This is a genomic window from Actinophytocola sp. (assembly GCF_035942955.1).
In the GTDB taxonomy this organism is placed as follows: Bacteria; Actinomycetota; Actinomycetes; order Mycobacteriales; family Pseudonocardiaceae; genus DASYTH01.
The window spans coordinates 1-14,920 of the sequence record NZ_DASZCQ010000145.1 but is presented as its reverse complement, the minus strand read 5'-3'; the positions used below and the strand labels follow the sequence as shown (position 1 = coordinate 14,920).

Annotated in this window: 12 protein-coding genes and 1 pseudogene; 10 read left to right on the top strand and 3 right to left on the bottom strand. The window is 69.3% G+C overall.

Annotated elements, in window-relative coordinates:
- The 6 genes from VGX25_RS14640 to VGX25_RS14615 all read left to right on the top strand — a co-directional run.
- The coding region (locus VGX25_RS14640; protein WP_326918323.1) for a phosphopantetheine-binding protein at positions 1-257 on the top strand (257 nt) is incomplete at its 5' end.
- A gap of 3 nt (positions 258-260) precedes the next feature.
- Entirely contained in the window at positions 261-1,865 is a 1,605-nt protein-coding gene (gene cmdF, locus VGX25_RS14635; protein WP_326918322.1) for a tyrosine 2,3-aminomutase, read from the top strand.
- Positions 1,866-1,886: 21 nt separating this feature from the next.
- Positions 1,887-3,269: a condensation domain-containing protein gene (locus VGX25_RS14630; protein ID WP_326918321.1), complete on the top strand. Its 1,383-nt coding sequence runs from the start codon at positions 1,887-1,889 to the stop codon at positions 3,267-3,269.
- Positions 3,266-3,517, top strand: coding sequence for a phosphopantetheine-binding protein (locus tag VGX25_RS14625; RefSeq protein ID WP_326918320.1), 252 nt, complete (start codon positions 3,266-3,268; stop codon positions 3,515-3,517). Before VGX25_RS14630 ends, VGX25_RS14625 begins: the two co-directional genes overlap by 4 nt.
- A 234-nt stretch (positions 3,518-3,751) precedes the next feature.
- Positions 3,752-4,984 (top strand): cytochrome P450, encoded by a 1,233-nt coding sequence (locus VGX25_RS14620; RefSeq protein ID WP_326918319.1) that lies wholly within the window; start codon positions 3,752-3,754, stop codon positions 4,982-4,984.
- 52 nt (positions 4,985-5,036) lie between these two features.
- A complete protein-coding gene (locus VGX25_RS14615) occupies positions 5,037-5,597 on the top strand; it encodes a dihydrofolate reductase family protein (RefSeq protein ID WP_326918318.1) in 561 nt (186 codons plus the stop codon).
- Between the two features lie 120 nt (positions 5,598-5,717).
- On the opposite strand, the gene VGX25_RS14610 is transcribed toward VGX25_RS14615, so the two are convergent.
- Positions 5,718-7,256, bottom strand: a complete 1,539-nt coding sequence (locus VGX25_RS14610; RefSeq protein ID WP_326918317.1) for an FAD-dependent oxidoreductase — start codon at positions 7,254-7,256, stop codon at positions 5,718-5,720.
- A 190-nt stretch (positions 7,257-7,446) separates the two neighbouring features.
- On the opposite strand from VGX25_RS14610, the gene VGX25_RS14605 reads away from it, so the two are divergent.
- A complete protein-coding gene (locus VGX25_RS14605; RefSeq protein WP_326918316.1) occupies positions 7,447-8,328 on the top strand; it encodes an LLM class F420-dependent oxidoreductase in 882 nt (293 codons plus the stop codon).
- A 17-nt stretch (positions 8,329-8,345) separates the two neighbouring features.
- Here the strand turns inward: VGX25_RS14605 and VGX25_RS14600 are convergent, their stop codons facing one another.
- Positions 8,346-9,863, bottom strand: a complete 1,518-nt coding sequence (locus VGX25_RS14600; protein ID WP_326918315.1) for an MFS transporter — start codon at positions 9,861-9,863, stop codon at positions 8,346-8,348.
- A gap of 185 nt (positions 9,864-10,048) precedes the next feature.
- On the opposite strand from VGX25_RS14600, the gene VGX25_RS14595 reads away from it, so the two are divergent.
- The gene (locus VGX25_RS14595) at positions 10,049-11,605 is read left to right on the top strand and encodes a class I SAM-dependent methyltransferase (protein ID WP_326918314.1); all 1,557 of its coding nucleotides are present in this window, start codon (positions 10,049-10,051) and stop codon (positions 11,603-11,605) included.
- A gap of 8 nt (positions 11,606-11,613) precedes the next feature.
- Positions 11,614-12,999, top strand: a complete 1,386-nt coding sequence (locus VGX25_RS14590) for an FAD-dependent oxidoreductase (RefSeq protein ID WP_326918313.1) — start codon at positions 11,614-11,616, stop codon at positions 12,997-12,999.
- Here VGX25_RS14590 and VGX25_RS14585 read toward each other — a convergent pair.
- A pseudogene (locus VGX25_RS14585) lies at positions 12,996-13,790 on the bottom strand (transposase). The gene VGX25_RS14590 and the pseudogene VGX25_RS14585 sit on opposite strands and share 4 nt — an antisense overlap.
- Positions 13,791-13,897: 107 nt before the next feature.
- On the opposite strand from VGX25_RS14585, the gene VGX25_RS14580 reads away from it, so the two are divergent.
- A partial coding sequence (locus VGX25_RS14580; RefSeq protein ID WP_326918312.1) for an HNH endonuclease signature motif containing protein occupies positions 13,898-14,920 on the top strand: 1,023 nt, incomplete at its 3' end.

The following is a 14,920-nucleotide window of genomic DNA, read 5'->3' as shown; positions in this document are numbered from 1 at the left end:
CGCCGGTGCAGCTGCGCGCGGCCACGCTGTGGGCCGAGCTCCTCGACGCCGAGCCGTCCGATGTGGACGACAGCTTCTTCGCCGTCGGCGGCCATTCCATGCTGGCGCTGCGGCTGCTCAGCCGCGTTCGTGACCGGTTCGGGGTAGCCGTACCGCTGCAGAGTTTCTTGGCCGATCCCACCTTGCGCGGCCTGTCCGCCTTGGTCGAATCGCACCTTGATTCCCGGAAAGCCGCAAACAACACCATGACGGGGTGAATCGTGACCCTCCTAGAGACAGGCCTGCAATCCATCGACTTCGACGGTGAGAGCCTCGACGTCGAGTCCGTTCGCCGGATCGCCGAGGACCGGACGCCGGTCAGCGTGGCGCCCGGTGCGCTGGCCAAGGCCGCCACGAGCCGGCAGCAGTTCGAGGACACGGTCCGCGCCGGGATCCCGGTGTACGGCGTCACCACCGGCTACGGCGAGATGATCTACATGCTGGTCGGCACGTCCAAGGAGACCGAGCTGCAGACCAACCTGGTCCGCAGCCACAGCGCCGGCGTCGGCCCGGTGTTCGCCGAGGACGAGGCGCGCGCGATGGTCGTCGCCCGGCTCAACGCGTTGTCCCGCGGCTACTCCGCGGTGCGCCCCGAGCTGCTCGAGCGGCTGGCGCTGTACCTGAACCTCGGCATCACGCCGGCCATCCCGGAGATCGGCTCGCTGGGCGCCAGCGGCGACCTCGGCCCGCTGGCCCACATCGCGTGCACCGTGATCGGCGAGGGCTACGTGCTCAACCACGGCCGGCCCACCGAGACCGGCCCGGTGCTGGCCGAGCACGGCATCACCCCGCTGGAGCTGCGCTTCAAGGAGGGCCTCGCGCTGATCAACGGCACCTCGGCGATGACCGGGCTCGGCTGCCTGGTCGCGGCCAGGGCGCTGGACCAGGTGCGGCAGGCCGAGATCGTCACCGCGCTGGTGGTCGAGACGCTGCACGGCTCCAAGAGCCCGTTCCAGGCCGAGGGGCACGACATCGCCCGGCCGCACAAGGGTCAGATCGACAACGCGGCGAACATGCGCGCCCTGCTGGAGGGCACGCGGCTCGCCGTCGAGCACTCCGACCTCCGCCAGCAGGCGCAGGAGCAGGCCACCGGTGAAGTCTCGCGCACCGACGTCTACATCCAGAAGGCCTACACGCTGCGGGCCATCCCGCAGGTGGTGGGCGCCGTGCGCGACACCGTCTACTACGCGACGAACACACTGTCGGTCGAGCTCAACTCCTCCAACGATAACCCGCTGTTCTTCGAGGGCAAGGAGGTGTTCCACGGCGCGAACTTCCACGGCCAGCCCGTGGCGTTCGCGATGGACTACCTGACGATCGCCCTCACCCAGCTCGGCGTATTCTCCGAGCGGCGGACGAACCGGCTGCTCAACCGGTACCTGTCCGGCCTGCCCGAGTTCCTCGTGGCGTCCGGCGAGCCCGGCCTCAACAGCGGCTTCGCCGGCGCGCAGTACCCGGCGACGGCGCTGGTCGCCGAGAACCGGACCATCGGCCCGGCCAGCACCCAGAGCGTTCCGTCCAATGGGGACAACCAGGATGTCGTCAGCATGGGCCTGATCTCGGCGCGCAACGCCCGGCGGGTGCTGTCGAACAACAACTACATCCTCGCGGTGGAGTACCTGGCCGCGGCCCAGGCGGTCGACGTGTCCGGCCGGTACGAGGGCCTCAGCCCGGCCGGCAAGGTCACCTACGACCTGGTGCGCTCGCTGGTGCCGAAGCTGGAGCGGGACCGCTACATGGCCGACGACATCGAGGCGGTGGCCGCGGCGCTGTCCAAGGGCGAGTTCCTCGACGCCGCCCGGCGCGCCGAGATCGAGCTGCGCTGAGAAAGGAGGGCTCGAGCAACCATGACTGTCGTTGAGACATTACCTGGGCAGAGCGATTCGGCGGACCGGATCCCGCTCTCGTTCAACCAGGAGTTCCTCTGCATGTTCGACAGGGGAGACGACGAGGGGCCGTTCGGGCCCACCTACAACATCGTGGGTGGCTGGCGGATCAAGGGGACGGTCCGGACCGACATCCTGCAGGCGGCGCTGGACGACGTGGTGCAGCGGCACGAGACGCTGCGGACCTCGATCATCCGCGGCGATGACAAGTACCAGCGCGTCCTGCCGGCCGGTCCGGCAAAGGTGAGCGAGCGCGATCTGTCCGGAGTGGACCCGAGCCAGCGTGGCCGCCGGGCCGAGGATCTGCTGATCGAGCTGGAGGCGGGCGAGTACAGCATTCACGACCTGCCCCTGGTTCGGGCCGTCCTGGGCCGGTTCGACGACGAGGACTCGGTTCTCGCCCTCATCGCGCACCACTCCGCGGTCGACGAGTGGTCGCTGCAGCTGCTGATCCGCGACCTGGCGGCGCGGTACGCGGTGCGCAGCGGCCACGAGGTCGACCTGCCGCCGGTGCGCCAGTTCCGTGAGTTCGCGGAGTGGGAGCGGCAGCGGGCCGGCTCGGCCGCGGTGCACCGCGCCCGCGAGTACTGGCGAGACAAGCTGCGCGACGCGCAGATCGTTCCCATGAAGACGGACAAGCCGCGGTCCGCCGGCCTGCCGAAGTCGACCTCCTGGTACCGGTTCGCCCTGCCCGCGGAGCTGACCACGGCCACCCTCGAGCTGGCCAAGTCGACCAGGAGCTCGGTGTTCATGGTGCTGCTGGCCGTCTACAAGGAGTTCCTCCGCCAGACGGCCGGCGTCAGCGACATCACCGTGCCGACCTTCACCGCCGGCCGTGGCCAGGCGAAGTTCCAGGACACGGTGGGCTCGTTCTTCAACTTCGTCCCGCTGCGGACCGACCTCGGCGGCTGCGAGACCTTCCGGGACGTGCTCGACCGGACGAGGGCGACGTGCATCGAGGCCTACTCGCGGGACATCGCGTTCCCGCAGATCCTCGAGGTGGCGCCCACCCTCATGGGCGCGGCGATCGCCGACGACCAGGCGATCTGCCTGTTCCAGGTTCGGCAGTTGCCGTTCGACATGGACCGCAGGCGGGTCGGCGACCTGGAGTACTCCGAGATCCGCAAGCGGGTGCTGTCCCAATCCAAGGGCGGCGACGTTCCCGACGGTGCACTGTTCCAACTGGACATCGACCCGTCCGGGGAGATGGTCGGCCTCGTGTGCTTCAACACGAACCTGTTCGACGAGCGCACGATCGAAGAACGGGTTTCGAACTTCCACCGGGTGCTGCGCGACGCCGTGACGGCGCCGCACGCGCCGTTGCCGACAGGAGGGCCCCGATGAACAGCAGTTTGGCGACAAAAGTGGAGGAGATCTGGCGGGACGTGCTCTCCGTCTCCGACGGGCAGGAGGACGCCTCGTTCTTCGAGCTGGGCGGCGAGTCGATCTCCGCGGTCCGGCTCGTGTCCCGGGTCGAAGACGAGCTCGGGGTTCAGGTCGACGTCGGGGACATCTTCGAGGACGACCCGAATCTGGCTTCGTTCGTCAACACCGTGGTGGCCAGGGCGCGGGAGGACTCGGCGGCGGCCTGACCACCGGCGCCGACTTCTTCCAAATTGCTGTGTCCACCGCGAGGCTGCGCGAGCGTTTGTGGGGCGGTCATCGACCGCGCTAATATCGGCACCGTGACCTGATGGACCGCGCGTAATTAATCAATCTCGACTCGTGTTCCAGGTTGTTCGTTTGGTCTGTCTGTTGGCGCCGCTGACCGGCTGTAAACAATCGAGACCTTGGAGACATAGGAAATGGAAGAAGAGCGCTGCCCCGTGCTGGATACGACCGGCCGCGATATTCACGCCGAAGCCGCGTGGCTGCGCGCGCAGGGGCCCGCGGTCCGCGTCGAGCTTCCCGGCGGCGTCCACGCGTGGTCGGTCAACAGCTACTCGGTGGCCAAGCGGTTGCTGACCGACCCGAACGTCACCAAGAGCGCCCGCAACCACTGGCCGGCGTTCATCAACGGCGAGATCCCGCCGGACTGGGAGATGATCAGCTGGGTCGCGATGGACAACGTGTCCACCACGTTCGGCAAGGACCACGTCCGGCTGCGCAGGCTCATCGGCAAGGCGTTCACGCCGCGGCGCACCGAGGCGCTGCGCCCGCGCGTGGTGGAGCTGACCAACCTGCTGCTGGACGGGCTGGCCGCCGCGGCCGTCCCGGGCGAGCCGGTCGACCTCAAGGAACGGTTCGCCTACCCGCTGCCGGGCATGCTGGTCGCCGACCTGATCGGCATGTCCGAGGAGGCAAGGCAGGCGGCCGCCAAGGTGATCGACCTGATGGTGGACACCACGGTCAGCCCGCAGCAGGCCCAGGAGATCCTGCTCGGCTGGCGCAGCGCGATCGCCGATCTCATCGCCCTCAAGCGCGCCGAGCCGGGTGAGGACATCACCAGCGACCTGATCGCCGCCCGCGACGAGGACGGCTCGCGGCTGACCGAGCAGGAGTTGGCCGACACCATCTTCGCCATTCTCGGCGCCGGCTCAGAGACTACGATCAATTTCTTCGACAATGCCATTACCGCGCTGCTCAGCCATCCCGAGCAGCTCGAGCTCGTGACTTCCGGGCAGGTCTCGTGGGATGCGGTCATCGACGAGACGCTGCGGGTGGAGTCGCCGCTGGCCAGCCTTCCGCTGCGGTACGCGGTGACCGACATCGAGCTCGACGGCGTGACGATCCCGCAGGGCGATCCCATTCTGATCAACTATGCCGCGCTGGGCCGCGACCCGGCGCTGCACGGGGACACCGCCTGCGAGTTCGACGTCACGCGTGCCAACAAGGAGCACGTGTCCTTCGGATTCGGCCCGCACTACTGCCTTGGCGCCGGCATCGCCCGGATGGTCGCGACAATTGGCCTGTCCACGCTGTTCGAGCGATTCCCGCAGTTGCGGCTCGCCATTGCCAAGGACCAGTTACAACCGCTGCCGACCTTCATCATGAACGGTCACCGCAGCCTTCCGGTCTGGCTCACGGCCGCGGAAGCGACGAGTGCGAACGCGGCCTGACTCAGCCTCCTACGTGCTCGAAGAGATTGAAATCCGATAAAGGAGGTCTCCGTTGCGGAGAATAGTTGCAACCACCTATATGACACTCGATGGGGTCATCAAGGACCCGCACGAGTGGTCGGGACCCTACTTCGATGACGACGCGGGCACCTACTCCACCGAGCGGCTGTTCGCCAGCGACGCGCTGCTGCTGGGTCGCAAGACGTACCAGGGCTTCGCTGAGGCATGGCCGACCATGACCGAGGAGGGGGACTTCGGCAAGAAGATGAACAGCATCACCACATACGTCGTCTCCTCGAGGCTGAAGAAGGCGGAGTGGAACGATGCGACCATCATCAGGCCGAGCGCGCTCGTCGAGGAGGTGTCCAAGCTCAAGAAGCAGGACGGCCAGGACATCCTCATCTACGGTGTCGGCCGGCTCGCGCACACGCTGCTGAAGGAGGGCCTGCTCGACGAGCTCGAGATCTGGATCCACCCGGTCCTGGTCGGCAACACCGACCCGGACGCCCAGCTCATCCGCAAGGGCAGCACGGCGAGTCTCGAGCTGACCAGGACGAGGACGACCGGCAGCGGCGTCCTAGTCCTCACCTACGCACCCGTCAAGGAGAAGTGAGCACCTCGGGTCGCTTATCAGGCAAGAAGGAAAGGCTGGCGGTCGAACCGCCAGCCTTCCTTCTTGCTTGTGGTACCTAGGAGCGCGCAGCCCAGGTGATCTCCACAGTGGACAGTCGGGTCAGTCGGGCGGCCGGACCGAGAGGCGGTGCCGGAACACCTCGCGCGGGTCGTAGCGCTTCTTGATCTGCTGCAGGCGCGGGTAGTTGTCCTTGAAGTACATCGTGTGCCACGGCACGCCGGAGGTGTTGATGCGCGGGTCGGCCAGGTCTGCGTCCGGGTAGTTGATGTAGGACCCGTCGGTGCGGCAGTCCACTCCGGGCACCCCGCCGGTGTCGGCGTAGACCTCGGCGTACAGCTCGCGTATCGGGTCGATCATGCGCTCGTCGTCGGCCTCGCTGGCCCACGTGGCCATGTAGGTCGCCTTGAACACCGAGTCCCGCTGAGGGGTGGCGGTGGCGTCCGGGGCAACTGCGTTCACCCGGCCGCCGTAGCCGATCAGGATCAGCTGGGTGGCCACCGGCTCCGGCCGGTCGAGGTGGGCGCGGATGGCCGCGATCTGGCGGTCGGTGAGGGCCTTGCGGTGCATCGCAGCCTTGATTTTGATCCGGCGCACGTCCCGTCCGCCTGTGTCACCCCAGCCGGGATAGGTCGACACGTACAGCCAGGGGTTGACCTGCTGGACGTTCATTACCGGTTCGACACCGACGCCCTCGGCGATCGCGGCGAAGAACTCGGTCATCAGCCGCTCGGCGTCGGGCACGTCGTCGTCCATCGACGCGCCGACCATCAGCCCGTGCGTGTCGCGGTGGCTGCCGTGCAGGAAGCCGGTCATCGCCGCATACCGCGAGTCCGGCGCGCTGTTGGCCTCGAACCACTCACCGAAGTTGCGCAGCAGCCGGATCGCGGACTCCTCGGTCAGCGATGGCCACGGCCAGACGGCGTAGCCCTGCCGCCACGAGGTGGGGGCCTTGGGCAGCAACTCGCGCGGGTCGTCGGAGTCGGAGTCCGGTGAGCGCAGCCAGAACCGGGTGGCCACGCCGAAGGTGCCCCCGCCGCCACCGGTGTGTGCCCACCACAGGTCCCGGTTCGGGTCGTCGGGCTCGCGGGTGGCGACCACGGCTCGGGCCGTGCCGTCGGCGCCGACAACAACGACCTCGACCGCGTACAGGTAGTCCACGACCGCGCCGTAGCGCCGGGACAGGGGGCCGTAGCCGCCGCCGGTCAGGTGGCCGCCGAAGCCGACCTCGGTGCCCTCGCCCGCCGGGACCGTCACTCCCCAGCCCTTGTACAACACCGAGTACACCTGCCGAAGCCGGGCGCCCGGCTCGATGGCGAACGCGCGCATCGCAGGGTCGTAGCCCACCGCGGTCATCTCCGACATGTCCAGCAGGACTTCGACGTCCGGGTTGGCGGTGAAGTCCTCGAAGCAGTGCCCGCCGCTGCGCACCTGCACCCGCTTGCCCGCCGCGACGGCCTCGCCGACCGCAGCCACGACCTGCTCGGTAGAGGTCACCACGACCACGTAGTCCGGCTTGCAGGCGAAGCGGTGGTTGGTTCCGCGCAGCATGCTTTCGTAGCGCGGGTCGCCCGCGGCGATGGTCGCTGGACCGAACGCCGGGGCCACACCATCGGCGGACGTGCGCTGGGGGTCGTTCATGGTCTTGCCTTCCACATCATCAGTCGGAATTACCCGTCCCATCCTCATCGCCGCAGCGCACGGACGACTACTCAGCGCATGCGTTTGAATTCGCCGGCAACGGGTTCGGCACGAACCGAGTAGGCGCCGGCCGGCACGCGGTGTGATGATCGCAGCGGATGAGATAGGTCGATCGTCGAGGAGACGAGTTGTGAAACTGGGCTTGGAACTGGGCACATACTCCTGGGAGGGCGGCCCGGAGCGGATCGGGACGACCCTTGCCGAGATCGGGCGCACCGCCGACCACGCGGGCTTCGCCGTCATCGGTGCCGCCGACCACCTCTGGCAGGGCGCGCATGCCGGCGGCCCGGAGCAGCCCATGCTGGAGTGCCTCACCACGCTGGCCGCGCTTGCCGCGCACACCGAGCGGATCCCGCTGATGACCGGGGTGGCCGGCGTGCACTTCCGCCACCCCGCGATGCTGGCCAAGGCCGTCACCACGCTGGACGTGATCTCCGGCGGGCGCGCGGTGCTGGGCATCGGGGTCGGCTGGGACGCCGACGAGTGCGCGGGCAACGGCATCCCGTTCCCACCGGTCGGGCAGCGCTTCGCGATGCTGGAGGAGACCTTGCGGGTGTGCCTGGCGTTCTGGGAGGGCGAGCAGGGCAGCGACGGGCCGGTCGAGGGCGAGCACTACCGCCTCGGCCGTGTGCTGAACCTGCCGCAGAGCCTGTCCCGCCCGCACCCGCCGATCCTCATCGGCGGCGGCGGCGAGAAGCGCACGCTGCGCCTGGTCGCCCAATACGCCGACGCCTGCAATCTGCACCCGACGCCGGACGTGCCGCACAAGCTGGACGTGCTCCGGCAGCACTGCGCGGACGTCGGCCGAGACTACGACAGCATCGAAAAGACCATCATCATGCCGATCCCCCCCGACCTGGACGGGAACGCCGACGCGATGGTCGACATGCTGCACGGCATGGCGGAGTCCGGTGTGGACACAGCCATCGGCATCCTGGCGGACCCTACCCCGGTGCATACCGTCAACGTGCTGGCCGACAAGGTGCTGCCCGCCATCGCAGACGCCGGCTAGGCCGACTGGTCGCGTAGTCAGTCCCGAGGCGGGGCGCCGTTCGGACTGAGCGTCCGCCGGACGGCGAGCGCCACCCCCACGAGCACCACCGCCCCGACCGCCGCCGCGATGTTCAGCCCGGCCGTGAAGGCGTCCCGCGCCGCGCCGAGCAGACCGGCGGCGGCCTCGGCGGGCAGATCCTCCGCGACGGCGGCGGCGCCGCCGATGGTCTCGCGGGCGCCGCCGGGGACCGAGTCGCCCAGCTCGGTGCGGTACACGGCGGCGCCGACCGTGCCGAGCAGGGCAAGGCCGACCGTCGAGCCAAGGACGTTGCCGGTCTCGGCAAGCGACGCCGCCGAGCCGGACCGCTCCACCGGGGCCGAGTCGACCACCAGCCCGGTGCCAAGCGCGAGCAGCGGGCCGAGGCCGAACGCGGCGACGGTGGTCGCGACCACCACGAGCGCCAGCCCGCCGGTGGCGCCAACCCGGGTGAGCAGCAGCAGGCCGAGCACGGAGGCCAGCAGGCCCCAGACGATCACGGTGCCCGGCCGCAGCACCCGGGTGAGGACCGGCACCAGCAGCACTCCCGCGGCCATGCCGGCGCCGGTGGGCGCCTGCCACAGGCCGGCCGCGGACGGCGACAGGCCCACGACGCTCTGCACGTACTGGCTGGTCAGCAGGCTGATGCCGGCCAGCGCGGCGGAGCCGAGGGCCATCGCCGCCAGCACGGAGCCGAACCCGGGCCGGGCGAAAAGGCCCAGGTCCACCAGCGGATCGGCCAGCCGGCGCTGCCGGCGCAGGAACAGCGCGACGAGGACGGTCCCGGTCACGACCGCGAGGACCGGGCCGAGCCGAGCCGCGCCGGCGGCCAGCTCCTTGATGCCGTACATGACCGGCAGGATCCCGGCAAGGGACAGCCCGGCGCTGGTCAGGTCGAGCCGCCCGGCGCCGGGGTCGCGGTGCTCCGGCAGCAGCACCGGCCCGACCGCGAGCAGCAGCACCATGACCGGCACGCCGAGCAGGAACACCGAGCCCCACCAGAAGTGGTCGAGCAGCAGCCCGCCGACGACCGGGCCGAGGGCGGCGCCGCCGAACTGGCAAGCGCCCCACAGTGAGATGGCGATGCCGCGCTGCCGGCCGTCGGAGAACATGCTGCTGATCAGGGCCAGGGTCGCCGGGCCGAGCGTGGCGCCGGCGATCCCGAGCAGGCCGCGCGCCAGGATGAGCAGCTCGGCGGTGGGGGCGTAGGCGGCGAGGATCGACGCGAGACCGAAGGCGGCGGCGCCGGCCAGCAGCAGCCGGCGGTGGCCGATCCGGTCACCAAGCGTGCCCATCGTGAGCATGAACCCGGCGAGCAGGAACCCGTACATGTCGGTGACCCAGAGCTGCTGGGTGCCGCTGGCGCCGAGGTCGGCGCTCAGGTGCGGCAACGCGAGGAACAGCACGCCGATGTCGAGCGCGAACAGCAGGGTCGGCAGCGCCAATACGGCCAGCCCGATCCATTCCCGCCGCCCGGCTCGCGGACGCGTTTCCGGGGCCGGATCGTGCACCGTCATCCTGCGGAACCTACCAATCGGCGCGCGCACGACGCACCTTCCGTCGTGCGGAGCACATCGCACACGGGAAGAAGACGGCCGCTCGGGGGCGGTGCGACGATCGCAATCGGTGGCGTATGCACGTGGCGCAATAAACCAGCTGGATCCGGGCTGCGGACAATTCACGGCAGGAGAGGATTGGCACAATGAGTGCTTCCACGGAAGAATCGACCGTCGCGGCGCTGGTGGCCGCTTTCACGGGCGCGACATCCGATCGTGTCGACGCGGAGTTTCACCGGCTGGTCGATGCCCTGTGGAGTGACGGGAAGCTGACCGATCTTGCCCTGCCGGCGGCCTCCGCGCTGGTCACGCTCCTCGACGGGGAGCTGGGCGCCGAGCACCGGGGGCGGGTCGTCATCCTGCTCGGGTTGCTCGTCGAGGGTGAGCACCCGGCGGCCGCCGACGTGTTCGCCGCGGTCCGCGCGGGTCTCGACCGGTACCTGGAGCTGCTGGCCGGCAGCACGCCCGGCGAGCCCGAGTCATTGGCGCTGCTCTACCTGGTTCAGCACTTCCCGGACGACCGGGACCGCATCCTCGCCGCCACCGAGGGCCTCGGCCTCAACGTGCACGACCGCACCCGGCTGGACCGTGCGCTCGCCCAACTCGACCCGGACAAGCCCGACCTCGGCCGGGTGTGGCCGTCGCCGGCGATCTGGGAGGCCGACGAGGAGGAGCTCGAGTACGCCCAGGCCTGGATCAAGAACCTGACCCCGGCGCAGGTACGGAACAACTGGGACAACGACACCCTGACGGTGCTGGGCTTTTCCGGCGCGCTGGCGTACTGGGGCGTGCGGCACGGCACGCCGGCGCCGACCGCCGAGGTGGAGGTGCCGCCCGTCGACTCGATCCGGACCGCGGAGTCCGGGCCGGCGGACGAGGTGTTCGGCCGGCACGCGTCGGTCCTGCGCTGCCCGTCCTGCCACAGCGCGCTGGAGATCGGGGCGGACGTCGTGCGCTGCACGAGCTGCGTGACGCGGTACCCGATCGCCAACGGCATCCTCGACCTGTCCGCCGGGGTCCGCGAGGGGCAGGAGGCCGACGACGCCACCAACGACCTGCTGCAGAAGCTCGCCGAGATGCCGAGGCTGGGGCTGTACTACGAGGCCGTGCTGCGCCCGAACTACCTGAAGATCGCCGGCTCGAACTGGGGCGACCAGGTGTCGCACGCCGACGAGGACGCCTACATCGAGAGCCACCTGCGCGGGGTGGACGGGCCGGTGCTCGACCTTGCCGCCGGAGCCGGCCGGTGGACCGAGGTCGTCGCGCGCACCGTCGGCGCCGACCGGCTGATCGCGCTGGACATGGCCGTGCCCATGCTCAACGTGCTGCGCGGCCGGCTGCCCGAGGTGCCGGCCGTGATGGCGACCGCGCTGAACCTGCCGTTCCACGACGGCTCGCTCGGCGCGATCAACTGCTGGAACGCGCTGCAGGCGTTCCCGGACGACGCGGCCGAGGCGGTCGCCGAGATGGGCCGGGTGCTGCGTCCCGGCGGCCGGCTGACGATGATGACGTTCCGCTGGGAGCACGACCCGATCGCCCGCTACTTCCAGGCCTGCCAGTACTTCCCGAGCCGTCCCGAGGGGCACCTGCTGTTCGAGCTGGAGGAGCTGCGGTCCTGGTTCGACAGCGCCGGCCTTGACATCGTCGATCTGTCCGAAGTAGACGCCGGCTCGTTCGTGTTCCTCACCGCCGAGCGGAGGTAGGCACCCGCATGACCACTCTCGACGAGCGCAACTCCGGCATCGCCGAGCAGGGCGACGACGCGTACGCCGAAGCCACCCAGGTGTTCAACCTGGCCGCACCGGTCGAGCCGGCCGCGGCGGTGACCGTCGAGTCGGTAGCGGCGATCCGCGCGGCACTGAGCCATGCTGTCTCAAATGGACTGTCCGTCCGCGTGCACACCACCGGCCACGCCTCGGCCACCTTCGGCCCCATGCCCGACTCGCTGCTGATCCGCACCCGGCTGGCCGGCCCCGTCGTGGTCGACTCGGCCCGCCGGGTGGCCAGGATCCCGGCCGGCACCCGGTGGGGCGCGGTCGTCGACGCCCTCGCCCCGCACGGCTTGGCCGCGCCACACGGCTCGGCCGCGACCGTCGGCGTCGTCGGCTACCTCCTCCGCGGCGGCATCAGCTTCTACGGCCGCAGCCGAGGCCTCGCCGTCAACAGCGTCCGCGCGATCGAACTCGTCACCGCCGACGGCGAGCTGCGCCGAGCCACCGCCCTGCAGGACCCCGAGCTCTTCTGGGCCCTGCGCGGCGGTGGTGGCGGCTTCGGCATCGTCACCGCCCTCGAGGTCGACCTCTTCCCAGCCACCAAGGTGATCACCGGCGCCGCCTTCTGGCCCGCCACCCACGCCCCCGAGCTCCTGAACGCCTGGCGCCACTGGACCATGTCCGCATCCCCCGAGGTCTCCACTTCCCTGCGCCTGCTCAACCTTCCCCCACTCCCGGACGTCCCCCCGGTGCTCGCCGGCCGCACGATGCTCTGCATCGACGGCGTCATCCTCTGCACCGACGGCGACGACGTCACCACCGCCACCCGCCAAGCCGACGACTTGCTGGGCCCCCTGCGCGCAATATCCGAGCCCGTCATGGACACCTGGCAGGTCACCACCCCCGGCGCCGTGCTGGCCACCCACATGGACCCCAGCGACCCCGTCCCGATCCAAGGAGACCACCTGCTGCTCAACGAGATCGGCGACGACGGCGCCACCGAACTGCTCCGCCTCCTAGGCGAAGGATCACACTCCCCACTCGTCGTAGCCGGCCTCCGCCAACTAGGCGGCGCCCTGTCCACCCCGGACCCCACCGGCGGCTGCCTCAACCACATAGACGCCCACTACATCTATTCCGGCGCCGGCATCCCCACCGACCCCGACGCCGCCGCGGCCATCACCGCCCACACCGCGAAAGTCCGCGCCGCCCTCACCCCCTGGAACACCGGTCGCACTGCACCCTCGTTCGTAGAAAGCCACACCCAACCCCAAGGCCACCTCACCGCCGAAGACATCGAAAAGATCGACGCCGTCCGCACCCGCATCGACCCCTCCGGCCTCTTCGCCGCCGACATCATGCCCAACTGCACGGCCAGGCACTAACCCTCCACAAAGGAACGACCGCTCCGACTCGCCAAGAGGTCCCAACAAAGGTTCTTGGAGAGGCGTCGCCAGCAGATGATGGCGCTGGCGAGGATCATGAAGGCTTCGTGGATGTCGTCGCGGATTCCCAACGGATGGGAAGCCGGCGGAACCAGTGGAGCACGGCGATGGTCTACTCGACCACCCAGCGGTGCGTGATGCCCTTCGTTCGCACCAAGTGTCGGTGCTTGTCATGGTCGTAGCCGCGGTCGGCGAGCAGCGTCTCGGCCCGCTGCCGAGATCGGCCGATCCTGCCGCGTACCGGCGGGATCACACTCAGCAGTGGCATCAGCTGAGTGACGTCGTTGCGATTGCAGCCGGTCAGTGTGAGGGCCAGCCGGATGCCCTGCCCGTCGCAGACGACGTGATGCTTGGGCCACCCTTCAAGGCCCGATCACCGCCTTGGACCAATCCAACTGGTCAGCGGCATGCACTCGGCCAGCAACAGTTCGTGCAGTCGATCCCACACCCCCGCCTGATGCCAGTCACGCAACCTGCGCCAGCAGGTCATTCTCCCGACCCGAACCCCCACTCCTGCGGCAAGAACTCCCACGGAGTCGCCGCATAGAGCACGAACAAGATCCCACACAACACCTTGCCATCTTCGATCCGGTTACGTCCCGAGTGACGGTGCCGCCGCTGGAACCACCGGCAGCAGCGGCTTCGATCCGCTCCCATAACCCGTCCGGCACGATCCACGGCAACCGCTCACCCCCGCGCACCCGAACAGTTCTACCAATCAAGATCAACATTAAGACCAAAGATCATTCTGCTAGGAGCCCTAAAAGATCTTCCCCAATTTTGTTGATCAAGCCCGTTGGTGGCCGGAATTGTCGGTGGGGTCGGCTAGCGTGTCGGTGTGCTTGTCATCCAGGACCACCACCCCACGACCGAGCCTCGGGATCTCCTCGGGGACGCGGCGTTGGCCGGTGTCCTGATTGGTCACTACCAGGCTGTCCAGTTGCGCCAGTTGGCCGCCTACGCCGCTGCCAGTGAGGGTGATGAGTTTGCCTACCTGGAGGTGGCCACCCAGCTGCGCATCTCCGACCGCGCCGCGCAGCGTCGGTTGAAGTTCGCGAGAACTCTCGTCGACCGGCTGCCGCAAACCCTGGTGGCGTTGGATCAGGGGTGGATCGAGGAGTACAAGGCCCAACTCATCGCCGACGCCGTCGCCGAGTTGTCCGACGACCACGCCCTGGCCGTGGAAGCCCACCTGTTGGACAAGGCCGGCCAACAGACCCCCACCCAGCTACGCAATGCGTTGGCCAGGGTGGTGTTGGCGGTGGACCCGGAGGGCGCCGAGGAACGCCGTCGGGAACAGCTACGGGGGCGGCGGGTCGATGCCTACCCCACCGAACCCGGCATGGCCACGCTGACCATCCACCACACGGCAGAGCACATCGCCACCGCCCAGGCGGTCATCGCCGACCGAGCCCGAGCATTGAAGGCACTGGGCAACGAACCCCGCACACTGCAGCACATCGAGGCCGACATCGCCGTGGATTTGGTGTTCGGCACCGACACCAGCAATCGGGTGGTGGAGGTACACCTGACCATGCCGGGTCCGGGCACCGCCGCGGCGGGCCCGGCGGAGGTCGATGGTCTGCCGGTCACCACCCAGGCCGCCCGGGAGTTGGCGGCCGAGGCCACGTCGTGGCGGTGGCTGCGCACCGACCCCACCACCGGCGCCATGGTCGATCTCACCGCGCCGAGCTACACACCACCGGAATCGTTGAAGACTTTTGTGCAGGTGCGCGACCGCACCTGCCGCTACCCCGGCTGCACCCGCCGCGCCCGCCAATGCGACGTCGACCACCGAGTGCCCTGGCCAACCGGCGCCACCTGTGACGCCAACTGCCAGTGCCTGTGCCGGCGGCACCAC